The organism is Flavobacterium glycines (genome assembly GCF_900100165.1).
In the GTDB taxonomy this organism is placed as follows: domain Bacteria; phylum Bacteroidota; class Bacteroidia; order Flavobacteriales; family Flavobacteriaceae; genus Flavobacterium; species Flavobacterium glycines.
This window is the reverse complement of sequence record NZ_FNEO01000001.1, coordinates 1,712,022-1,734,392: the sequence shown is the minus strand read 5'-3', so window position 1 is coordinate 1,734,392 and position 22,371 is coordinate 1,712,022. Positions and strand designations below refer to the sequence as shown.

The following is a 22,371-nucleotide window of genomic DNA, read 5'->3' as shown; positions in this document are numbered from 1 at the left end:
CAAAAAGTAACTACTAACTTTCTAAGCTATCTTTCAAACCTTGAATGTAAGCCGCTTTTTGGAATTTCATTCTGTTTTTAACAGACGGTTTAATGAAAGCTGTACGAGCTCTTAATTGACGAACTGTTCCAGTTTTATCAAATTTTCTTTTATAGCGCTTTAATGCTCTATCGATATTTTCTCCGTCTTTAATTGGTATAATTAACATAATTTTGACACCTCCTCTCGTTAAGGCCGCAAAAGTATAAATTAATTATGAATTATTAGTTTTAATTCTGAATTATTTTAAGAAGAAAACAGAATACAGAAAAAAGAGAACAAATTGAATCGAAAGAGCCAAGTCACAATCTCTTGCTTCTTGGCTCTTTTTTCTATACTCTTTATTCTATTTCCCTCTTTAGTCTTTCAATAAATTTCTTGAAATAACTACTTTCTGAATTTCTGTAGTCCCTTCACCTATTGTGCATAATTTAGCATCTCGATAAAACTTTTCCACTGGAAAATCCTTAGTAAAACCATAACCACCATGAATTTGTACCGCTTCATTTGCCACTTTCACACAAACCTCAGAAGCATACATCTTAGCCATAGCTCCTGCTGTAGTTACCGGACGATGTTGCTCCTTTAAAAAAGCCGCCTTATGCAACAGCAACTCAGAAGCCTCAATCTCAGTAGCCATGTCAACTAATTTAAATGACACTCCCTGAAACTCAGAAATAGGCTTACCAAACTGATGTCTTTCTTTCGAATATTTTAATGCTGCTTCGTAAGCACCTTTAGCTACTCCTAAAGACAAGGCTCCAATGGAAATACGTCCCCCGTCTAAAATTTTCATAGCCTGAATAAATCCCTCACCTACTTCACCTAATCTATTAGCATCCGGAATCCGGCAATTATCAAAAATCAATTCAGCAGTTTCACTGGCGCGCATTCCTAATTTATTTTCTTTTTTCCCAGAAGTAAAACCTAGAGTTCCTTTTTCAAAAACAAAAGCAGTCATTCCACGAGAATCTCCTTTTTCACCTGTACGAACAATTACTACAGCTATATCTCCGGAAATGGCATGAGTGATAAAATTTTTAGCTCCGTTAACAATCCAAAAATCTCCATCTCTCTTAGCTGTGGTATTCATGCCTGCGGCATCTGAACCGGTATTATGCTCGGTCAATCCCCAGGCTCCAATATGTTCGCCTGAAGCTAATTTTGGAATCCATTTCTTTTTTTGTTCTTCGTTCCCAAAAGTCAAAATATGATTTGTACACAACGAATTATGTGCCGCCACCGACAACCCTATAGAAGGATCTACTTTAGAAATTTCTTCTACAATAGTTATATACTCATGATACCCCAATCCGGCACCTCCAAATTCTTCAGGAACTAAAATCCCCATAAACCCCATATCTCCTAATTGTTTAAACAAAGGAACCGGAAAAATCTGAGCCTCATCCCACTCCATTATATAAGGTCTGATATTTTTTTCTGCAAAATCTCTTATGGATTGCGCAATCATATTTTGCGTCTCACTGTAATCAAAATACATCATTATGGCTTTTTTTTAAAAGTCCAAATATAAGGCTATAATAGTTGCATTCTCAATAGACATTCCTTTAATTTTTGTTAAATCGCTTGCATTTTTAATATCTCCATTCATACTCCTGTAAATTACAATCTCTCTGGCGAGGTTGTATTTAAAATACGGAAACTTAGCTAACTCTTTGACTGAAGCATTATTAATATCTATTTTTTTCATATTCGAAAGCGCACCAACCTTAAAACTTGTTTTCAAACGCTCAACAACTTCGGGAGATAAACCCCAGACATCTTTCATTTGTTCCATCGAAACAAATCCGCCCAAACTTTCTTTAAAGTTTAAAATTCGCATTGAAATTGCTTCTCCAACTCCATAAATCTTCATCAAATCTTCCTGAGTTGCCTGATTAATATCTTTAACAACTACTTTTTCCTTTTTCGAAAAATAGGCTGGCTTTGTATTCGAAAACACAACTGCTTTAGGAGTTTGTTTATTTTTAACCCAATCAGGAAATTTAAAATAAGGCGAGATTGAATTTAATAAAGAATCAGAAACTCCGGTTACTTCCTGAAATTCCTTTGCCGAATTCACATATTTATTTTCTTTTCTAAAAGCGTGTAATCGGTCAATCTCAGCTACCGACATTCCTAATTTATAACCTTTATAATCGGTGATAAAATTAGGATTAAAAGGATATATTTTAGGAACTCGATCTTTCATATTCAGCTCCATCGAATCAATCTGTGTTTCAAGTGCGAGCCATTGTTGTTTTTCCGGATTTTCTTTTGAAACCAAACTAAAATCGACAAAGTAATAAACCAATTGCAACGCAACAATTACTAAAAACAACAAAAGAATTCCCTTTTGCTGGTCTTTTGAAAAATTAAAATAATCCCTAATTGTTTTAAAATCCATCGGTAGTTGCCAAATACGTTTTTTTCTGACTAAATATAAAAAATAAACACATAAAATCAACAAATTATAAAGAAAACCCAAACCAAAAACCACTTTAACATTAATCCTACAACTTAAATCCAAAGTCATTGTTTTTTTCATAAAAAATAATACTTTTGACAATTAACAATAACAAATCTCAAAACCATGTCTATTTGGAACAAGAAACCACTAATTAAACTCTTAGCCGAAGCAGAAGATTCTGAAAAAGGATTAAAACGGACTCTTACAGCCTGGTCATTAATTGCCTTAGGAATCGGAGCCATTATTGGAGCCGGATTATTTGTGAGAACCGCTACAGCGGCAGCACAAAGTGCAGGACCTTCAGTAACCTTAGGCTTCGTCGTGGCAGCAATAGGCTGTGCCCTGGCAGGACTTTGCTACGCAGAATTATCTTCTTCAATACCAATTTCGGGAAGTGCCTACACTTATACCTACGCAACCATGGGTGAATTTCTGGCCTGGATAATTGGCTGGGATTTAATTTTAGAATATGCAGTAGGAGGTGCTACAGTAGGGATTGCCTGGAGTGAATATCTCAATGACTTATTAGTAAATGTAATACATACCAGTCCCATTCCGTTTGAATTCTCACACTCTCCTTTTCAAACTTCCCCGGATGGTCTTCACCAGGGAATCATTAATTTACCTGCTTTATTTATAGTTACAATAATTAGCTTATTATTGATTAAAGGAATTCAGGAATCAGCTTTTGTTAATGGTATAATTGTTATTCTAAAAACAACCATTGTTATCCTTATCATATATGTAGGATGGAAATTCATTAATCCTGTTAACCACACTCCTTACATTCCACAACCTTCTGTTTTTACTGATGAACATGGAATTGATCATTCTTTTGGAGGAATAATGGGTATTCTGGGAGCAGCGGGAACCGTTTTCTTTGCCTTCATTGGGTTTGACGCGGTAAGTACTGCAGCTCAGGAAACAAAAAATCCAAAAACAGCAATGCCAATTGGAATTTTAGGTTCATTAGCAATCTGTACAGTGTTATACATTCTTTTTGCACATGTCCTTACAGGAGTTGCTACGGTAGAAGATTTTAGAACAGGAGGAAAAGAGGCTTCGGTAGCATTCGCCATAAACAAATACATGATTGGCTACGAATGGCTTGGAGAATTTGTTACTATTGCTATTTTGGCAGGTTTCTCTTCAGTAATTCTGGTATTACTTTTAGGACAATCAAGAGTATTTTACTCTATGGGTAGAGATGGTTTATTACCTAAAATGTTTAGCGATGTACATCCAAAATTCAAAACTCCATACAAAGCCAACCTTGCAATTCTTATCATCGTAGGTCTGTTTGCTGCATTTATCCCGGGAGATATTGTTGGGGACATGACGAGTATCGGAACTTTATTTGCATTTGTTTTAGTTTGTATCTCTGTAATTATTTTGAGAAAAAGAGAACCGGATATGGTTCGCGAATTCAGAACCCCATTTGTACCTGTTGTACCAATTCTAGGTGCTATTGTATGTTTGGCAATGATGTACGGACTGGGATGGACAAACTGGTTACGACTGTTTTTATGGATGGGAATTGGAATTGTTGTTTATTTCTCATTTAGCCGAAAAAACAGTGTTTTGAATAATCCTGAAAAAACAGAATAGGTCATTTCTTTCATAAAAAAAGCCCTCTGAAAATTTTAATTTCAGAGGGCTTTTTTTATAAATCAAAAACTGAAGTTCTCTTGGATCGAATCAAATCTTTCAGTCTAATCCAAAAAGCTAAGGTCAAATATACTCCAAAACCCAATCCTACGGTTACAAAAGAAATGTAAATAAAAAATAACCGCACATTGGTAACACGCATTCCCAGTTTATCGGCAAGACGCGAAGAAACATGGAATCCATACTTTTCGAAAAAAAACTTAAGTTTTAAAATTGCTGACATTTTATCTTTTTGATATTGGGTAAAAGTACAAAATTAAAGTATTCACGCATTATCAAATCAACGAATAAACAGATTAGCTATTCTTGGTACTATCAAAATTATTTAACAATAAATAATCTACATATAATTCAAAAAGAAAGAAAAATAATCTATTTTTGAATTAACTAACTTTATTTAAATATGACAACAATTACAGATTACTGGTGGATATTTTTATTATTCCTATGTCTTTTCCTTTACAAATTCGTACTAAGAGTTTTCTTCGGGATGGTTATCGTACCTGAAGACAGAATTGGTTTAGTAACCAAAAAATTCGTGCTCTTTGGAGCTGCAAAATCGTTACCCGACGGAAGAATCATAGCAACCAAAGGGGAAGCAGGTTTTCAAGCTAAAACACTGGCTCCAGGATTATATTGGGGAATGTGGCCTTGGCAGTATTCTGTAAACATGACTCCATTTACCATTATTCCGGAAGGAAATATCGGATTGGTATTAAGTAAAGATGGTGCTGAAATACCTACAGGTAGAATACTTGCTCAAAAAGTAAGTTCAGACAATTATCAGGATGCAACTTTATTTCTTGATAATGGCGGACAAAAAGGGCGTCAATCAGCATTCATTACTACAGGTTCTTACCGTATTAACACTTATTTATTTGAAGTCATAGTGGCTCCACAAATAGTAATCTCTGAAAACATGGTTGGAATTGTAACTGCAATGGATGGAGAACCTATTCCGATTGGTCAAATTGCGGGTAAATTTGTAGACAATCATAATAACTTTCAGGATTTTGATCAATTTTTGAAAAACGGTGGAAACCGTGGATTACAGCCTCAGGTGATGCTTGCCGGTTCTTATTATATCAATTCCTGGGCAATTCAAATAGAACAAACACCTATGACTGATGTACCTATCGGATATGTTGGTGTTGTTATTTCGTATATTGGAGAAGACGGTCAAGATGTAACCGGAGATAACTTTAAACATGGAAATATTGTTTCAAAAGGACAACGCGGAGTTTGGATGGAACCTTTCGGTCCTGGGAAATATGCACTAAACAAATACACAACAAAGCTGGAACCTGTCCCAACTACCAATTTGGTTCTGAACTGGGCTGATGCCAGAAGCGAATCCCACAACTTAGACAAAAACCTCTCAACGATAACTGTTCGTTCACAAGATGGTTTTCCTTTCAATCTGGATGTTTCGCAGATTATTCACGTTCCCGCTAATGAAGCACCAAAAGTAATTGCCCGATTTGGAAGCATGAACAATCTTGTTTCACAGGTTTTGGAACCAACCATTGGAAATTATTTTAGAAACTCGGCTCAGGAAAGTGACGTTATTTCCTTCCTTTCTACCCGAAAAGAGCGTCAGGAATCGGCTAAAAATCATATTAAAGTCGTTTTAGACGAATACAATGTCAATGCTGTTGATACCTTAATTGGAGATATTGTACCACCTGAATCATTGATGAAAACACTGACTGACAGGAAAATTGCCGAAGAAGAGCAAAAAACCTATCAAACCCAAAAAATGGCACAAGAACAACGTCAGGGGGTTGAGAAAGAAACCGCTATTGCTGATATGCAAAAGGAAATTGTGAAAGCATCACAAAGTGTTGAAATTGCTCAAAGAACCGCCGATGCCACAGTTAAAAAAGCCGAAGGAGATGCTACCAGTTTAAAGCTAAATGTAAATGCGGAAGCCGAAGCTACAAAAATGCGTGCCAATGCGGAAGCTGAAGCTACCAAAGCCAGAGCCGGAGCACAGGCCGAAGCTACTAAACTAACAGCAAGCGCCGAAGCAGAAAGAATTTCTAAAACCGGTTTAGCCGAAGCAGAAAAAATCATGGCGATAGGTAAATCAACTGCTGAAGCTTACCAATTACAGGTTTCAGCTATGGGAGGTGACAATTTTACTAAATATAAAATAACTGAAGAAATAGGAAAAGGACAAATCAAAGTCATTCCAGATGTATTAATTTCTGGAAATTCCGGTTCTGATGGTGGAATTAGTGGTCTTCTTGGGATGAAATTAATGGAAATGATGGACGCCAAAAAAGATGAACCTAACAAAAATTAATTTTCGATTGATTTCTTAAAATCCGCTTCACAGCGGATTTTTTTTTTGTATCAGAAATGAATTTATAGTTGTTATCGAATTCAAATCAGAATCCATAAATAATAAATAAAGCCCAATCATATTTACTAAAAATCAATAGATTATTAATATATTTACTACAGCCATTCATAATATCAGGCTGAGTGTGTTTTTCTTAAAAAAATAATTTATTTTTTAGATGAAAACTATTTTAAAAATAATCGAATTATTCAAGTCATTCTTACTTGATATTGGAGAACTTTCCCTATTTGCAGGTCGTTTTTTTAAAGAAGTTTTTAAAAGCCCCTCAGAATACAGAGAATTCATTCGACAATGTTTTTATATGGGAAACCGTTCTTTGCTTTTGGTTACCGTTACAGGATTCATCATTGGCTTGGTTTTTACATTACAATCAAGACCTACCTTACAAGAATTTGGCGCTGTTTCCTGGATGCCGTCAATGGTTAGTATTTCTATCATTCGGGAAATTGGTCCCATCATTACTGCCTTGATTTGTGCAGGACGAATTGGTTCCGGAATTGGTGCCGAACTGGGTTCCATGCGAGTGACAGAACAAATTGATGCTATGGAAGTTTCGGGAACGAATCCATTTAAATATCTGGTGGTTACCCGAATTTTAGCTACAACCTTCATGCTCCCTATTCTGGTTTTTTTTGGTGATGTCATTGCTCTTTATGGTTCTTATCTCGTGGAAAACATCAAAGGAAATGTATCTTTTCTGTTGTATTTTAATAAAGTCTTTGAAGCATTGGAATTTGGCGATTTAATTCCCGCCACAATCAAAACACTCTTTTTTGGATTTGCTATAGGATTAGTGGGCTGTTTTAAAGGTTATAACTGTAAAAAAGGCACCGCAGGTGTTGGACTTGCGGCTAATTCTGCCGTGGTATTCACCTCCATGTTGCTGTTTATAATTGATTTTATCGCAGTATTTGTTACTAATATTTTTTACCATTTATAAAACAACTTAGAATGATGAACCTTCCAAAAACTGTCATAGAAATCAAAGACCTAAAAAAAAGTTATGGGGCCAATCATGTTTTAAATGGTTTCGATATGCATTTGGTTGAAGGCGAGAATTTAGTCATTATGGGGAAATCAGGTTCCGGAAAATCGGTGATGATAAAATGCCTGATTGGACTAGAAAAGCCGGACAGTGGCGTCATTATGGTGATGGAAAAAGATATTAGTACACTCGAACGTGAAGAATTGGATGAACTTCGAACAGAAGTTGGATTTCTTTTTCAAGGAAGTGCCCTTTATGATTCGATGACAGTCAGGGAAAATCTTGAATTTCCATTAAGACGCCATACCAAGAAGTTTGGCATCATAAAAGACACCACCCCATTAGTCATGGAAGCACTCGAAAACGTAGGCTTGACACATACGCTAAACCTAATGCCGGAAGAACTTTCAGGCGGAATGAAACGGAGGATTGCCCTTGCAAGAACATTGATTCTTCAACCCAAAATTATTCTTTATGACGAACCCACAACAGGATTAGATCCCATAACGGCAAAAGAAATTATTTTACTGATGAAATCCATCCAGAAAAAATACAACACCTCATCTATCATAATTACTCATGACGTGGACTGTGCAAGAGCCATTTCGAATAAGATGATTTTACTGGTTGACGGTGTCAATTATGCAGAAGGCACTTTTGAAGAATTAAATACTTCAAAAGACCCAAAAATACAAGCCTTTTTTAAATAACATAAAAATGGAAAAAACAACATCACAAAAAATACGCCTTGGTTTATTTGTAATCATTGGATTATTGATTTTTATACTTGCCATTTATTTCATTGGCGACAAAGAAAAAATGTTTGGCAAAACCAATCACCTGAAAACCACATTCAACAACGTCAATGGTTTACAATTAGGTAACAGTGTTCGTTATTCTGGGATAAGTGTGGGAACAGTACGGGGAATTGAAATGATAAACGACACCTCCATTCGTGTTGATATGATTATAGACAAAGCCATTTTCCCCTACATAAAAAAAGATGCGGTGGCCACCATCAGTTCCGATGGACTGGTAGGCAACATGATTATTAGTATTATTCCCGGAAAGGGAAACGAACCATCGGTTGATCCAGGCGATGAGATTTCTTCCAACAATCGGATTCGTACAGAAGACATGATGAACACTCTAAATGAAACCAATAAAAACGCAGCTAAACTTACATCCAATTTACTCAAAATCACCAATGAAATAATTGAAGGAAAAGGAACACTGGGCTTGCTACTTAATGACACTTTGATGTCCAAAGACCTGAGAGAAACTATGCGTTATTTGAAATCAACTACCAAAAAAACTTCTGAAACAGTAACAAAAATAGACCAACTTGTAACTTCATTGGACAAAAGCGACAATGCTATAGGAGTGATTAAAGATCCGGCTGTAGCCAATAAAATAAAAAACATGGTCACCAATTTAGATCAATCCACCATTGAATTAAACAAAGTAATTAGTCATCTTGATGCGACAATTCTGAATCTGAAAGAAGGAAAAGGCACGATAAACTACCTTTCGAACAATCCCGAATTAGTTCAAAAAATTGATTCCACTATGACAAACATCAATGGCGCCAGTTTCAAGTTGAATCAAAATATGGAAGCCCTGAAACATAATTTCCTGTTTAGAGGATATTTCAAAAAACAAGAAAAGGAAAAAGCAAAAGCCGCTAAAAAATAGAGGCCATTGAAAATAATTATTTCTTTTCAATATCATAAAAAAAATATACCAATCTCATTTACTGCAACAAAGCGGCAAGGAACTCAATTCCAAAACATTTTGTTTTATCTGATGATAGTATAAAAAACGAAACCTTTAACTACTTTTCTTTAGCAATTCCATTCCAATAGCACAATCCAAACATCTTCCACCAGTACAATATTCGTTCTTTAACTGTAACAATGATTGGGTATCAAACGCATTAATCGCTTTTATACCAAAAGAATCAAACTTATCTATAATCGCATTTTTCTCCGGCGCGACCTCGGCCTGCATTGCCATTAAATCTTCTGTGGTTTCCTTTCCAAGACTTTTGGCATAGGCAAACTGAATGGGAATAATAGTATTAATCATCACTAAATCAATAAAAGACTTGGATAATTTTTTAACCTTTTTGGGGCTTTCTTTATCAAACTGATAGTGATTTTCCCAATAAACCGAAGTACTTAGCTGAAACAATTCATAAGCCATATTAAGACTGCAAACACTATTAATTTGGGAAAATAAATTTTGATGCAAATGATACAAATGCGCCAATTGAGACAATCGAATATTGGGAAAATTATCCGGACGATGTTTAAAAAACTGAACCTGTCCTTCTGATTTTGAGTCTAATTGGTATTTGTGAAGCAAATAAAAATACCTGAATTTTAAATCTTTAAAGTAATTATCTTCTTTATCAGCATCCAGCAAACCGGCTTTACCGAGCAATAATGCTTCCAGATTTTCTACTTCAAAACTTTCTTTTCGAATAATCGCAAAAGGAATTGATTGGGCAATTTTCAGAAAGACTTCTCCATTAGTATTCAAACCAAAATTTTTAGCCAGCATACAGAACAAAACCGCTTCCCAATCATTATTTGTTTCCTCTAACAATTCATAAATTGCTTTTGACTTTCGTTCCAAACGTTCAAAAAACAAACGTTCCTGCCAATTTTTAAGAACAAAATCATCTACTTCCCTAAGTTGTTTTTCGCAAAAAATCCACGATTTTGGAGTTAACAATCGCTGGTAATTATTTAGTACAGCATCATCCACATAATTTTTGAGTTCTAACACTGGAATTTCTGAATTGTTTTTTCTAAAAACTTCGGTATCATGCTCCCAAACTACATGAAGAATTACATTTTCATAAGCCGCATCTTTTTCATGATGATGCACGTACCAATCAGAAGATTTAAGATGGATTTCTACATTACCTGCCCATTTTTGATTTCCAATAATAATTTGAGCATTAAAAAAATCCGGACCTGCCAATTCTAAAAATTGACCAACACTGATGATGGTAATTTCCTGTCCATTTGAAGTTTTTAAATTCAGCGTATCAAACTTCTTGAATTTCCAGAGGTAATGCAAAAAATTTTCTTTCATCTTATTAATGTTCTAAAAGTTAGCACACTAATTTAATGAAAAAACCTACACTAAAAAATTAATCTTTTAACGCATCAAATACAATTGAGCACAGGCTCTGGCATCAGATAATGCTTCATGATGATTTAAAGAAATATTCATTTCCCGGCAACAATCACTAAGTTTTGTAGGCTTTATTCCTTTTGCCTTATAAATTTTCACGGTACATTCCCATCTATTAACAATGTTTAAATCGGCATAATCCAAACCATAATACGTCATGGATTTAGTCAAAACATTACGATCAAAACTTTCATTATGTGCTACCACCACTCTGTTCTGTAGCCGTTTTTGAATTTCCGGAAAGACCTGAAGAAAACTTTCTGCCCTGGCAGTATCACTGGGATAAATCCCATGAACTTGTATTGTGTACGGATTATAAAGATTATTAGGCGGCTGAATTAAAGTCACAAACTCATCAACCACAATTCCGTTTTCTACCGTAACAATCCCTACAGAACAGGGATGAAAAGAAGTCGCAGTTTCAAAGTCGATAGCGGTGAAAGTCATATTGAATTAGTTAAAGAAATTCCAAATCAAACCAAAACGAATTGTCATATCACGATACGGATTATTAGGTGCTGAATAATAATTATTACCCGTATAAGCCGAATTAAAATGTTCCGCTTTGATATAAACTCTTGTTCTTTGAATTTTAGCATTAATAAAAAAGTCAAGGTTTGGATAGTTTCCAATTTGTTTTTGCTGCTGAACAAAAAACTCTCCTATTACAGGATTATAATCATTGGCATAAAACTTTGTAAAATAATTGAATGTAATTCCTGTTTGAATAAACAAAGCATGCTGAAAGAAATAATTACTATAGTAAATTGTGTTTCGGGTCACTAAATCCGGTACATTTAAAATGGCTTCATTTTGATCTGCTTTTTGATACAATATGGTATTATTCAAAGCAAATTTTCCAAAAGTAAGTTCTTTGCTCAATTTAAGAGAAAGGTATTTTATGGTTCCTCCAAATTGGCTTGGTGTCACAATTTGTTGCGATGCATCGGTTGCCGTATTTTTAAAATACAAATGATCCGTTAATGTCGACAGTTGTAAGGAAGCATCAAACCAAGGTGTTACGGCACTACCACTAAGCACATTGATTTTTTCATTGTCAAAGGTATTTGACCAATTGTAACTTTCGTATTCACTTTGGTACAAATTATAAATATCATTCGGTAATTTGCTTATATTTTGGTAACCAAAAACAAACTGAAAATCATCATTCAAATCATAATTTAAATTTGCTTCTACATTAGAAACAGACTGTTTACTAATGGATTTAGAAAGTAAAAATTTACCGTGCCATTTATTTTTCCAATATTCGTATTGCCCGCCTACATTATTAATATTTCGGGACAAAGTAGACGGAATAACTCCTTTATCCAGAATTAAAATTCGATTATAATAAAAATTACTTCTGAAATCATCTATAAAAAACTGAAACTTACCCAGGGTTTTATTTTCATACAACAACCCGGCTTTGTTATACATTTTATTATAATGCGTCTGATCTTTCAAATTAGATGTTACAATTGCATCTCCAAAACGATAAATGGACCGCGTACCCACAGCAGACTCTAAAGTAGGCTGATAGTATTGGTAAAACTTATTCTCAAAATTAAATTGGTGTGTTACATATAAATTATTTTCAGCTTCGCTTGGATTAACTCTGAATATATGATCTACAAAGATGCGTTTGGCTCTCAAAAAAGATTCGGCATCTGTTAAATACACCTGTAAACGCTGTCTGTTTTTATATTTGGTATCTTCACTTTCAAAATCTTCAGGAGTTGTAATCCCTCCATTTTCTTCATTCAAAGCATCCTGGGAAGTAAAATGCGAGTTAATCAAATAGCGCTTACTGGTGGTATGATAACTCATAGTAAATCGAAAACTTCCTGTACTGGCTAACTGATTGATATATTTTCCTTCAGAACGCAATCCTTTGTAAGCAATAGACAAATTCAGATTAGGCGAAAGATTCACAGCAAAATAGGAATCCACCGAATGTCCTTTGGCTAATATCGATTTAAAAAACAATTCGGTTACAGGAGTTGCCACCGAGGCATAGCGGATTTGATTCGCTTCTAAAAAATTAAAATGTTTAGCCTTAAAACCCATTTCCGGATAGGCTGATTGTTGTGTCAAACTATACTGTAGCGTATTATAAGCCTGTCCTTCATTAGGAAATGCCAATAAACCAAATAAATCTCTTCGAAGATAATTATGACTATACTCTCTTTCAATAGTCAACGCAGTATCTAAATAAGTCGTATCTCTTTCCAAAGTAATAAAACGATACATGTCGATTGAAGCGACTTTAGCAGTATCTTTTTCTTTTCCACCTTTTAATCGTTCAGAAAAACTTTGTTTAGGACCTTCGTTCTCTCTTGGATCTTTCTTCAAATCTTTCTTTTGAGAAAACAGCATTGTTGGCAGTACTAGAAAATATAAATAAAAGAGAATTCTCATTCGGAATAGCTATATATAATGGGTTCTTTCTTAAAACTAATATTGGAGCAAAGGTAAACGATAAAAACGTATAAAAAAACAACTTAATTATGACTTAGTTATAAGTAAACGTTAGAATAAGCCACGATTATCTTAAAAAATTTATAATCTTTGCCTATCGAAAACTTTTCAGTATGCTTGCCTCTACTTTTTCACAATTAATTCTTGAAGCAGGAACCGATGAAGCCGGGCGTGGTTGCCTTGCCGGTCCGGTTACAGCTGCTGCTATTATTTTGCCAACAAATTTCAACAATTCCATACTTAACGACAGTAAACAATTATCTGAAAAAGTAAGAGAAAAATTGCGTCCTGTAATTGAAGAACAGGCCGTTAGTTTTGCCGTTACACACCTTTTTCCTAATGAAATTGATGAAATTAACATTTTGAATGCTTCGATGAAAGGCATGCAGGAATCGGTTTTAAAATTAAATCCATCACCCGAATTCATTATCGTTGACGGTAACAGAGCTATGAATGCCAAGCTGGGCTTGAAGAATAATTTTGGCAAACAATTCACTGCTGAAGAAATCAATTTATTAAAATCAATTCCGAATCAGAGCATTGTAAAAGGAGATTCTAAATATTTAAGTATTGCAGCCGCTTCAGTATTAGCAAAAACTTATCGCGATGAATACATGGATATGATTCACGAGGAATTCCCAATGTACAACTGGAAAAAAAACAAAGGCTATCCAACCAAAGAACATCGCGAAGCCATTGAAAAATACGGCCCTTGCAAATACCACCGCATGAGTTTTAGATTATTGCCGGAACAACTGACTTTAGACTTGTAATTGCTGATTTTTTTTAAACCATATAAGTCACATAAGTTAATTTATTTAACCGCAAAGTTCGCAAAGATTTACCCGTAAAGAAGTTTTAGAAAAAAATCTGCTAAAATCTGTTAAATCTGCGTGCCGATATTTTATAGCAAAGAAAACAGAAAAAAATCCGTGATAATATGTTACATCAGCTTCATCCGAGTGCCATACCAATTTAAACAGTCACAAATTCAGCTTCAAATAACTGAGTAAAATGCTTCAGGATTTTTGCTTTTACTTCGGCTTCATCGACTTTTTCAACTCCCAGTTCTACATTTAAAGTAGTCACTGCCTTGCCGCGAATACCACAAGGAATGATATTATCGAAATAACCCAAATCAGCATTTACGTTTAACGCAAAACCATGCATGGTTACCCAGCGTGAAGCACGAACACCCATAGCACAAATTTTTCGGGCAAATGGAGTTCCTACACCCAGCCAGACTCCGGTTTCACCATCACTTCTACCCGATTCAACTCCGTATTCCGCCAAAGTTAAAATTATCGCTTCCTCCAGAAATCGTAAATATTTATGAATATCAGTAAAGAAATTTTCCAAGTCCAAAATAGGATAACCTACAATTTGTCCAGGTCCGTGATAGGTAATATCGCCGCCACGGTTGATTTTGTAGAAAGTAGCGCCTTTGGCTTCGAGTTGTTTCTCAGAAAGCAATAAGTTTTCAAAATCACCTCTTTTTCCCAAAGTATAAACGTGCGGATGCTCCACAAAAAGAAAATAATTAGGCGTTGGCAGATTTGTTTCTTCCCTTCGGTTTTGGATTTTCAAATCGACAATTCCTTTAAACAATTCTTCCTGAAATTCCCAAGTTGATTTGTAATCTTTGCGTCCTAAGTCCTGAAGTTGGATTTTTTTGTTCATTGGTCATTGCGAGGAACGAAGCAATCTCACTTTCGTTCATTTATTTGATGAGCTGCAAAAATACAATTAATTATTTTCTTTTGCCACGGAGTCACAACAACATAACAAATGAGATTATTTTACCGCAAATTCGCAAATTTTACTTTTCAGCTGTGAATCTAAAAAAACAGCCACAGATTACAATGATCTTACTGACTAATAGAGATAAAACTTAAAGATTTTAAAAAACTGAGATTTGCGAATTTGCGGTCTTTTTTAGATTATTCAAAAACTACATTCAAATTCAGCTTCTCCGGGTTTTCAGAATAGTCCGTAAAAGGATATTCGACCGTAATAGTTTTTCTGTCGGCACTAAATAGCGCATCAGGATTTGAAACCGATTTTACGGCTTTAGGGAAATGGTATTTCAAAGTATATTTAGATGATGCAAAAATCATCTTAGCCATTCCAAGCGAATCGGCTGCGATTTTTTTGATTTGATCTTTTAAAACAATCACTTTTCGGCTAAAATTTTTACCATTATAACTAAAACTCAATTTAGCATTATTGTTCCCAAGACCACTCATCATAGCTGCCGGATTGTCTTTTTTATCTGATTTTCCTTTTAAATCTTTCATAGCGGCCATACTTTCCATCAAGCCTCCTAAATCATTTACACTTTTAAATGGCGTATTCATCGAAAACAATAATTGTTTCGCTTCAGGATTCATTTTGATTTTCATTACAAAACTCTCCAGTTTTTTCAACGCTTCTTGCTGTTCCGGAGACATTTTAGCGATACTGTCTTTTTTAGTCGCAAAAATTTCTTTAAATGAAAAAGTCGAATCTATTGCTTTAGCGTTATTTTTCATACCTAATTCATTTCCTAATTTATCACCAGCCATCGCCAGTAAACCTGCCCCATCCATTTCTATGGAAAAATTCCCGGAACCGTCAGGATGAACATCGATGTTTTCGGTGAAGTTGCAGCTGGTTAATAGTAGCATTAAAGCAAAAGCTAAAAAATATTTAATTTGTTTCATTTTCTGTTTTTTTTCAAATATACAGGTTAACTTTTTGGATTCTATCTAAAAAACAAGTAATTTAAGTTATCTTTTTAATGAAAAATGCCCTTTGTATTCCTTCTTTTCTCCATTGTCATAATAAAAAACTACAAACCAATAATCTGAAGCAGGCATTTCCTTACCTAAATAAGTTCCATCCCAACCAAAATCTTTTGATGGAAATAGTTCTTTTAAAAGTTTACCATACCTATCATAGATAAAAACAGATGAATTATCATAATTTTTCAAATCTGAAATATTCCAAAAGTCATTATAGCCATCTCCATTAGGTGTAAAATAATTAGGAAAATTAACAACTAAAATTCCAGATACAACTACAGGTTCACTACAACCATTAACATCAATAACTTTTACTGAATGATAACCATGCTTAACATTTTCAAACAAAGGACTTTCTTGAAATAATCCATCATCCAACTGATATAAATACTCCCCCTGATCAAATACTTGTATTTCTATACTTTGACTATCATCAAATGCCTTGGATGTCTCCCACTTTACATACTTCAGAGTTGGCACATTTATAGTTATGTTTATTTTTTGTTCAATAGCACATTGATTAGGATTTGGGGTAAAAAGATAACTTTTACTTTTTGAATTATCAATTATACTTGAATTCCAATTCCCTACAATTCCGTTTGGAGAAACATTACTCAACGGAGCAATAATTTCTCCTGCACAAAAACTCAAATCAGAAAACCCTGGACTTATTCCTTCACCTGAAACATCAATAGGAATTGGTACTCTTGCACTTTCACAATTACCTATTGATTGACTAACATAATAAACAGTTCTTCCAATATTAACTGTAGATGGAATCGTTGGTACATTAGATGCTATACCTCCTGTCTCATTTTCACCATACCAATTAAGTATTGCATTTGGCGATGCAATTACACTTAGTGGACCAGACACACTATTTTGACATAAATTATCATTATTTAAAACAACTTGAGGCACTTCTATTATGGGTTTCTTTAAAATAATTTCTGTTGGAACAGAAACACATGACGTAACTTTATCTTTAACAAAAACACTATAATTAGCTGGATACAAATTTGAAAATTGTCCGATTGATTGAAAATTCACTCCATCAATACTATACTCATAATTACTATCAATTGGTGAAATTACCATTATTTGTCCATAGTCATTTGTACAAGTAGGATCAATACTACTAACAACAGGCTTAGGAGGCAAAATTGGTTGTAAAACATTCAAGTCAATAGATTTTGTACATCCTGTATTTAAATCTTTGACTGTTGCAGTAAATGTCCCTGAAACCGAAACCTTCGCAGGGTTTGGAGTATCTATTGTTAAAGAAGGACCATTCCAAACTATAGAATGATTTAATGTTGTCGAAGTTGCTACTAGATTCACTAAACAATCTTGATAACTATAAGAGACCGAAATATTTGGCAAAACAGCATCAGGAGCATTTAAAACTACCGTATTACTTACTGATTGACAATTTGTAACTGTGTTTCTTACAGTTATTGTTTTATTTCCTGTATTCACATTATCAAACAAAACATCGGATTGAAAATTTATTCCATTTAAACTGTATTCGTATTCACTCCCCACCGGAGAAGTAACTTTAATACTACCCAAAGGAATATTACAGGTGGGTTGCCTATTTACCATAATTTCAGGGACAGGACATGGTAAATAAGTACTTTTACTAAATTCAACAGAATCAAAACAACCATTTCCAATTGGTTTTACAATCAATTTTACTAAATCTCCCGGACTAAGCCCTTCTACTTTATATGTATTAGTTGTAATGCTTCCAATATCAATAGTATTTGCCCCATTTACCGAATAGCTAAGTTCATAATCTGTTGCATTAGGAACTTGATTCCAATTAAATTGAATTTCATTTTGAGTGATAACACTATTAGCTAATATTGGCTTTTCTGGTGGAGCAACTGTTACTGTGAAATTTGAATATATATCAATTGGATTTACTGCTACAAAAGAAATATCATCAATTGCAAAATCATTTCCAACATCTGTATAACTGCCAGAATTTAGTATCTCTATATTCACCCATTCATTGAGCCATCCAGAAAAATAATTTACTGAAAATTGAATCCAATTACCACAAACTTTAGTTGGGGATAACTCTAAAAAATAAACTTTTGCAAAAGAACCGTTAAAAGTTACATTTATTTCTGCAGGATTTATTTCTGAAAATGAATGTACCCAAAAACTAAAAACATAATTTGTCGTTCCATTAACTTTTATAGATTGTTTCCAGAAAGGTACTGATCCTCTTGACGCACTACTATAACCATTATAACCATTTACCATTAACATGTTGCCATTTCCAGAAGTATGATCACCACAATTTGGTAAAATTGAACTCCAAGAAGAAGGACTATTACCAACATTATATGTTCGAGGTGCATTTTCAAAATTTGTAGAATAATATTTATAATAAGTATCAAAACCTATATTACCTAATGAAAAATCCCCATTGAATACTAAATTCTCAGTCCCTGGAAATGGACGAGATTTCACTGTATAGTTAGTAGTCACTGATGGACTTAATATTTGAGTTGCCTTACTAGAATCAGCTATATTCGTATCAGTAGGATTAGAAAACCATTCATAAATTGAATTCCCTCCTGTAACTGACAAAACAGTACTTTCTCCTTGACAAATATTTGCATTACCTTTTATTTGTAGATAATTTGAATCAAAGGGTATTACAACATCACAATTTGCAGTTTGACCATTCACATCTACCGCAGTAAGTTGATAATTTCCAGGAATTAGATTTTTAAAATTTTCCCAACCACTTCTATTAACAGGTCCAGTAAGTGTCCAAGAACGAATATATGGACTTCCACTCATAGAATAGGCAAATAATCTAATCCCATCAGAAGCATAAGATAAGGAATAGGTAATTCCTAGGGGGACTTCTTCTTGTAATGAAAAATCATCTAATGCAAAATCGTTTCCAACAGAATTAGTATTTGCATCCCAAAGATTAATATTTACACAATAATCTGTAGCAATAAAACTATAAGTCACTTTTTGCCAACCTTCAGAAGGTAAAGGAGCTAACTTATTTCCAGAAACTAAAATAATATCAGAAACATTAGAAAAATCAATTCTAATATCTGCTTGAGTTGCAGAATTAACAACTAATGATGAAACGGAATGCACCCAATAACTAAAAGTATATTTTTTACCAATTGTTAACCCGCAAAACCCGTTACCACCATACCCCCCTTTCCAAAAATATTGAGTATTTCCTAGATTACCACCATCAACAACAAGCATTGTCCCAGAATATCGCATACCAAAAGTATGCTCCATTGTAGGTAAAAAATCAAAATTCAAATTAACTGGATTATTTGTATTTGCACTCATGCCAGGAACTGAAGTTATTGAAAATGGATCATCAAAACTTATATAACCTCCGTTTTTATAATCGAAATTAGTTCCTGCAAAATTCCCCATATTTCCATTAATTATTAATTCTTGCATTTCTTCTTGTGAATAAACTTTACCAAAAAACACAAAAAAAAACACTAACAATATCCAGTAAAAAACATTTGTTTTTTTCATATCAGAAACTTAAATCCAAAAATTAATAATTAAGTTTATATTTTTGTAAAAATAGAGTTTTCTTACACAAAAAAAATAAAGACTATTTTTTTATTCTAAAAAACAAGAAAAATCATCCGGAAGCGGGACAAATCGTGATAAAAAAACGGCAATTTTCTGCTCCTAAAAATTCTAAAAATCTGCATTCTAAAGTCTGCATTCTTTTTTTTATCTTTGCGGTCTTAAAAATCAGACTATAATGGCATTATCAGAACAAGAAATCATCCGAAGAGAAAAACTTCAATCTTTACGCAACTTAGGAATCAATCCTTATCCTGCTAATCTTTTTCCTGTAAATCATACTTCAAAGCAAATAAAGGAAACGTTTGAAGAAGGTAAGACAGTGATTGTTGCGGGGCGTTTGATGAGTGTGAGAGATCAGGGAAAAGCTTGTTTTGCCGAATTGCAGGATAGCGAAGGACGTATTCAATTGTACGTGAACCGTGATGTTTTGTGTGAAGGTGATGATAAAACCTTGTACAATCAGGTTTTCAAAAAACTAACCGATTTAGGTGATTATATTGGAATTGAAGGGGAATTGTTTACTACACAAGTGGGTGCGAAATGTATTCGTGTAAGCGGTTTTACTTTCTTAAGCAAAACCTTGCGTCCGCTTCCTTTACCAAAAGTGGATGAAGACGGAAAAGTTTTTGACGCTTTCAACGATGCCGAATTGCGTTACCGTATGCGTTATGTTGACTTAACGGTAAACCCACAGGTAAAAGAAACCTTTATCAAAAGAACTAAATTATTCAACGCGATGCGTGGTTTCTTTAACGATGCAGGATACCTTGAAGTGGAAACTCCGGTTTTACAATCGATTCCTGGTGGAGCGGCAGCGCGTCCATTTATTACGCACCACAACTCATTGGATATTCCGTTGTACATGCGTATTGCTAATGAATTGTACTTAAAAAGATTAATCGTAGGTGGATTTGACGGTGTTTATGAGTTTTCGAAAAACTTCCGTAACGAAGGAATGGACAGAACGCACAACCCTGAATTTACTGCAATGGAAATATATGTAGCTTACAAAGACTACAACTGGATGATGGATTTCACTGAGCGTTTATTGGAGCACTGTGCTGTTTCTGTAAACGGAACAAGTGATGTTACTTTTGGTGAGCACCAAATCAGTTTCAAAGCGCCTTTTGCCCGAGTGACGATGACGGATTCTATCAAGCACTTTACTGGTTTTGATATTTCAGGAAAAAGCGAAGCCGAATTGTACGAAGCTGCTAAAGGAATGGGAATTGAAGTGGATGAAACTATGGGTAAAGGAAAACTGATTGATGAGATTTTTGGAGCAAAATGTGAAGGAAATTATATTCAGCCAACATTCATTACCGATTATCCAAAAGAAATGTCACCGCTTTGTAAAGAGCACCGTGACAATCCAGAACTGACAGAGCGTTTTGAATTAATGGTTTGCGGTAAAGAAGTAGCAAATGCTTATTCTGAATTGAATGACCCAATTGATCAAAGAGAACGTTTTGAAGACCAAATGCGTTTGGCTGCAAAAGGAGATGATGAAGCTAACGGAATCATCGATGAAGATTTCTTAAGAGCTTTAGAATATGGAATGCCTCCAACATCAGGATTAGGAATCGGTATGGATCGTTTGATGATGTTCTTAACCAATAATGCTTCTATTCAGGAAGTGTTATTGTTCCCGCAAATGCGTCCGGAGAAAAAACTAACAATTGAACTTTCTGATGAAGAAAAATTTATAGTAGACTTATTGAAAAAAAGTGAAAATAAAATGGATTTAACGCAATTAAAAATTACTGCTAACTTAAGCGGTAAAAAATGGGATGCGTCTATGAAAAACTTATCGAAACACGGTTTGACTAAAGTAGCTATTGAAGGCGAAAGTAAAGTGGTGGAATTAGTAGGATAAAATATCTAAGATATTCATTTAATCAGTTTGATAATAACATTGATAACTGGTTGTGATAGTAATTTGTGCGTAAAATTGAGCTTGGGCATTTTGTATGATTGTATTATAACTTGTTACTTTAAAAACTCAAAACTTATGGAAAAAATAAAAAATGGCGTGTTTAAAACTTTGACTGCGTGAGCACAATTTTATCAAAAATTACAATTATAATGAATAGCTCAAAGTTTAGGGTTCGAATCCCTACTCACGCGCAATAAAAAAGAGCTTCAAATTAAAGCTCTTTTCTATTTATTTTTTTGATTCTCTAAATAATTAACTAACTCATCTACATTTGTAAAAGGGTTTAAATTAAAAATCTCCACACCATAATTATTATCAATTACAGACAATCTGGATTTTCCGGCGTTTAATTTTGCAAAAGTTGATTTATCTTTTAAAATAGAATAATGTTTAAAATCATTCTTCTCATAATTTTGCATTCCAATGCACTTCTTTAATTCCTTTTCTAACTCCGCTTCTGAAGCAAAAGCTTTGGTTGAATTTTTAAAATGAAATAAATACCAAATCTCAAAACAAATACTAGAAAAAATAACTTCTATATTTTTATTGGCTGCTAATTTAAACGCTTCATCTCTTTTTGCCTGATTGTCATGATCAAAAACAACATAAATCGTTTCAACACCTTCACGTTTCGCCTTTTTTATTGCTTCTTCTACAACACCTTTACAATCTACTTTATGACTTTGAAAAACATTTACGCTAATTGTTTTAGGCAAACCTAAATCTTCTTTCAGTGCATTAAAATAATTCTTCTCAGTCAATCCTTCACAAAGAATCAAGACTTTCGATTTAAGTTCTCGTAACTTAAAATTATTCTTAGGTCTTTTAGCCATG

The 22,371-nt window shown here is 34.1% G+C and carries 18 protein-coding genes; 7 read left to right on the top strand and 11 right to left on the bottom strand.

All coding sequences use genetic code 11. From position 1 onward, the window contains the following. Window positions 1-13: 13 nt before the first annotated feature. The 3 genes from rpsU to BLR17_RS06970 form a co-directional block, all read right to left on the bottom strand. A complete protein-coding gene (gene rpsU / locus BLR17_RS06980) occupies window positions 14-208 on the bottom strand; it encodes a 30S ribosomal protein S21 (RefSeq protein ID WP_035659878.1) in 195 nt (64 codons plus the stop codon). A 189-nt stretch (window positions 209-397) separates the two neighbouring features. Then, window positions 398-1,540: an acyl-CoA dehydrogenase family protein gene (locus BLR17_RS06975; RefSeq protein ID WP_066325003.1), complete on the bottom strand. Its 1,143-nt coding sequence runs from the start codon at window positions 1,538-1,540 to the stop codon at window positions 398-400. Window positions 1,541-1,555: 15 nt separating this feature from the next. Beyond that, window positions 1,556-2,587 (bottom strand): ComEA family DNA-binding protein, encoded by a 1,032-nt coding sequence (locus BLR17_RS06970; protein WP_307725422.1) that lies wholly within the window; start codon window positions 2,585-2,587, stop codon window positions 1,556-1,558. 45 nt (window positions 2,588-2,632) lie between these two features. Here BLR17_RS06970 and BLR17_RS06965 point away from each other — a divergent pair, with 45 nt between their 5' ends. Next, window positions 2,633-4,117, top strand: coding sequence for an amino acid permease (locus BLR17_RS06965; RefSeq protein WP_066325005.1), 1,485 nt, complete (start codon window positions 2,633-2,635; stop codon window positions 4,115-4,117). A 55-nt stretch (window positions 4,118-4,172) separates the two neighbouring features. Here the strand turns inward: BLR17_RS06965 and BLR17_RS06960 are convergent, their stop codons facing one another. After that, entirely contained in the window at window positions 4,173-4,400 is a 228-nt protein-coding gene (locus BLR17_RS06960; protein WP_066325008.1) for a PspC family transcriptional regulator, read from the bottom strand. 180 nt (window positions 4,401-4,580) lie between these two features. On the opposite strand from BLR17_RS06960, the gene BLR17_RS06955 reads away from it, so the two are divergent. The 4 genes from BLR17_RS06955 (at window position 4,581) to BLR17_RS06940 (ending at window position 9,225) form a co-directional block, all read left to right on the top strand. Beyond that, on the top strand, window positions 4,581-6,485 hold the full coding sequence (locus BLR17_RS06955) for an SPFH domain-containing protein (RefSeq protein ID WP_066325017.1): 1,905 nt from the start codon (window positions 4,581-4,583) through the stop codon (window positions 6,483-6,485). Window positions 6,486-6,702: 217 nt separating this feature from the next. Further along, window positions 6,703-7,485: an MlaE family ABC transporter permease gene (locus BLR17_RS06950; protein WP_066325022.1), complete on the top strand. Its 783-nt coding sequence runs from the start codon at window positions 6,703-6,705 to the stop codon at window positions 7,483-7,485. A gap of 11 nt (window positions 7,486-7,496) precedes the next feature. After that, window positions 7,497-8,240, top strand: a complete 744-nt coding sequence (locus BLR17_RS06945) for an ABC transporter ATP-binding protein (RefSeq protein ID WP_066325025.1) — start codon at window positions 7,497-7,499, stop codon at window positions 8,238-8,240. Between the two features lie 7 nt (window positions 8,241-8,247). Further along, complete coding sequence (locus BLR17_RS06940) at window positions 8,248-9,225, top strand: MlaD family protein (RefSeq protein WP_066325028.1); 978 nt, start codon at window positions 8,248-8,250, stop codon at window positions 9,223-9,225. 135 nt (window positions 9,226-9,360) lie between these two features. Here the strand turns inward: BLR17_RS06940 and BLR17_RS06935 are convergent, their stop codons facing one another. From BLR17_RS06935 to BLR17_RS06925, 3 genes are all read right to left on the bottom strand, one after another. Continuing rightward, entirely contained in the window at window positions 9,361-10,635 is a 1,275-nt protein-coding gene (locus BLR17_RS06935; RefSeq protein ID WP_066325031.1) for a DUF2851 family protein, read from the bottom strand. 66 nt (window positions 10,636-10,701) lie between these two features. Continuing rightward, the gene (locus BLR17_RS06930) at window positions 10,702-11,184 is read right to left on the bottom strand and encodes a 3'-5' exonuclease (protein ID WP_066325034.1); all 483 of its coding nucleotides are present in this window, start codon (window positions 11,182-11,184) and stop codon (window positions 10,702-10,704) included. 6 nt (window positions 11,185-11,190) lie between these two features. Continuing rightward, window positions 11,191-13,155, bottom strand: a complete 1,965-nt coding sequence (locus BLR17_RS06925; protein ID WP_066325036.1) for a putative porin — start codon at window positions 13,153-13,155, stop codon at window positions 11,191-11,193. A 173-nt stretch (window positions 13,156-13,328) separates the two neighbouring features. On the opposite strand from BLR17_RS06925, the gene BLR17_RS06920 reads away from it, so the two are divergent. Beyond that, window positions 13,329-13,988 (top strand): ribonuclease HII, encoded by a 660-nt coding sequence (locus BLR17_RS06920; protein WP_066325039.1) that lies wholly within the window; start codon window positions 13,329-13,331, stop codon window positions 13,986-13,988. A gap of 202 nt (window positions 13,989-14,190) precedes the next feature. Here BLR17_RS06920 and lipB read toward each other — a convergent pair whose 3' ends face one another. The 3 genes from lipB to BLR17_RS06905 form a co-directional block, all read right to left on the bottom strand. Beyond that, window positions 14,191-14,895: a lipoyl(octanoyl) transferase LipB gene (gene lipB / locus BLR17_RS06915; RefSeq protein ID WP_066325041.1), complete on the bottom strand. Its 705-nt coding sequence runs from the start codon at window positions 14,893-14,895 to the stop codon at window positions 14,191-14,193. Between the two features lie 260 nt (window positions 14,896-15,155). Next, complete coding sequence (locus tag BLR17_RS06910) at window positions 15,156-15,917, bottom strand: hypothetical protein (protein ID WP_066325043.1); 762 nt, start codon at window positions 15,915-15,917, stop codon at window positions 15,156-15,158. Between the two features lie 66 nt (window positions 15,918-15,983). Continuing rightward, on the bottom strand, window positions 15,984-19,538 hold the full coding sequence (locus BLR17_RS06905) for a T9SS type B sorting domain-containing protein (RefSeq protein ID WP_066325046.1): 3,555 nt from the start codon (window positions 19,536-19,538) through the stop codon (window positions 15,984-15,986). Between the two features lie 238 nt (window positions 19,539-19,776). Between BLR17_RS06905 and lysS the strand changes: the two genes are divergently transcribed. Continuing rightward, window positions 19,777-21,477, top strand: a complete 1,701-nt coding sequence (gene lysS, locus BLR17_RS06900; protein WP_066325049.1) for a lysine--tRNA ligase — start codon at window positions 19,777-19,779, stop codon at window positions 21,475-21,477. Between the two features lie 284 nt (window positions 21,478-21,761). Here the strand turns inward: lysS and BLR17_RS06895 are convergent, their stop codons facing one another. Next, window positions 21,762-22,370 carry an RloB family protein gene (locus BLR17_RS06895; RefSeq protein ID WP_066325052.1) on the bottom strand — a complete coding sequence of 203 codons (609 nt, stop codon included), beginning with the start codon at window positions 22,368-22,370 and terminating at the stop codon, window positions 21,762-21,764. Window position 22,371: the final 1 nt, after the last annotated feature.

Excerpts from the sequence above, each read along its gene's own strand:
- BLR17_RS06940 (WP_066325028.1), top strand. The coding sequence starts at position 8,248 with ATGGAAAAAACAACATCACAAAAAATACGCCTTGGTTTATTTGTAATC.
- BLR17_RS06950 (WP_066325022.1), top strand. The coding sequence starts at position 6,703 with ATGAAAACTATTTTAAAAATAATCGAATTATTCAAGTCATTCTTACTT.
- rpsU (WP_035659878.1), bottom strand. The coding sequence starts at position 208 with ATGTTAATTATACCAATTAAAGACGGAGAAAATATCGATAGAGCATTA.
- lipB (WP_066325041.1), bottom strand. The coding sequence starts at position 14,895 with ATGAACAAAAAAATCCAACTTCAGGACTTAGGACGCAAAGATTACAAA.
- BLR17_RS06895 (WP_066325052.1), bottom strand. The coding sequence starts at position 22,370 with ATGGCTAAAAGACCTAAGAATAATTTTAAGTTACGAGAACTTAAATCG.
- BLR17_RS06975 (WP_066325003.1), bottom strand. The coding sequence starts at position 1,540 with ATGTATTTTGATTACAGTGAGACGCAAAATATGATTGCGCAATCCATA.
- BLR17_RS06960 (WP_066325008.1), bottom strand. The coding sequence starts at position 4,400 with ATGTCAGCAATTTTAAAACTTAAGTTTTTTTTCGAAAAGTATGGATTC.
- lysS (WP_066325049.1), top strand. The coding sequence starts at position 19,777 with ATGGCATTATCAGAACAAGAAATCATCCGAAGAGAAAAACTTCAATCT.
- BLR17_RS06920 (WP_066325039.1), top strand. The coding sequence starts at position 13,329 with ATGCTTGCCTCTACTTTTTCACAATTAATTCTTGAAGCAGGAACCGAT.
- BLR17_RS06965 (WP_066325005.1), top strand. The coding sequence starts at position 2,633 with ATGTCTATTTGGAACAAGAAACCACTAATTAAACTCTTAGCCGAAGCA.
- BLR17_RS06905 (WP_066325046.1), bottom strand. The coding sequence starts at position 19,538 with ATGAAAAAAACAAATGTTTTTTACTGGATATTGTTAGTGTTTTTTTTT.
- BLR17_RS06910 (WP_066325043.1), bottom strand. The coding sequence starts at position 15,917 with ATGAAACAAATTAAATATTTTTTAGCTTTTGCTTTAATGCTACTATTA.
- BLR17_RS06930 (WP_066325034.1), bottom strand. The coding sequence starts at position 11,184 with ATGACTTTCACCGCTATCGACTTTGAAACTGCGACTTCTTTTCATCCC.
- BLR17_RS06935 (WP_066325031.1), bottom strand. The coding sequence starts at position 10,635 with ATGAAAGAAAATTTTTTGCATTACCTCTGGAAATTCAAGAAGTTTGAT.
- BLR17_RS06925 (WP_066325036.1), bottom strand. The coding sequence starts at position 13,155 with ATGAGAATTCTCTTTTATTTATATTTTCTAGTACTGCCAACAATGCTG.
- BLR17_RS06945 (WP_066325025.1), top strand. The coding sequence starts at position 7,497 with ATGATGAACCTTCCAAAAACTGTCATAGAAATCAAAGACCTAAAAAAA.
- BLR17_RS06970 (WP_307725422.1), bottom strand. The coding sequence starts at position 2,587 with ATGAAAAAAACAATGACTTTGGATTTAAGTTGTAGGATTAATGTTAAA.
- BLR17_RS06955 (WP_066325017.1), top strand. The coding sequence starts at position 4,581 with ATGACAACAATTACAGATTACTGGTGGATATTTTTATTATTCCTATGT.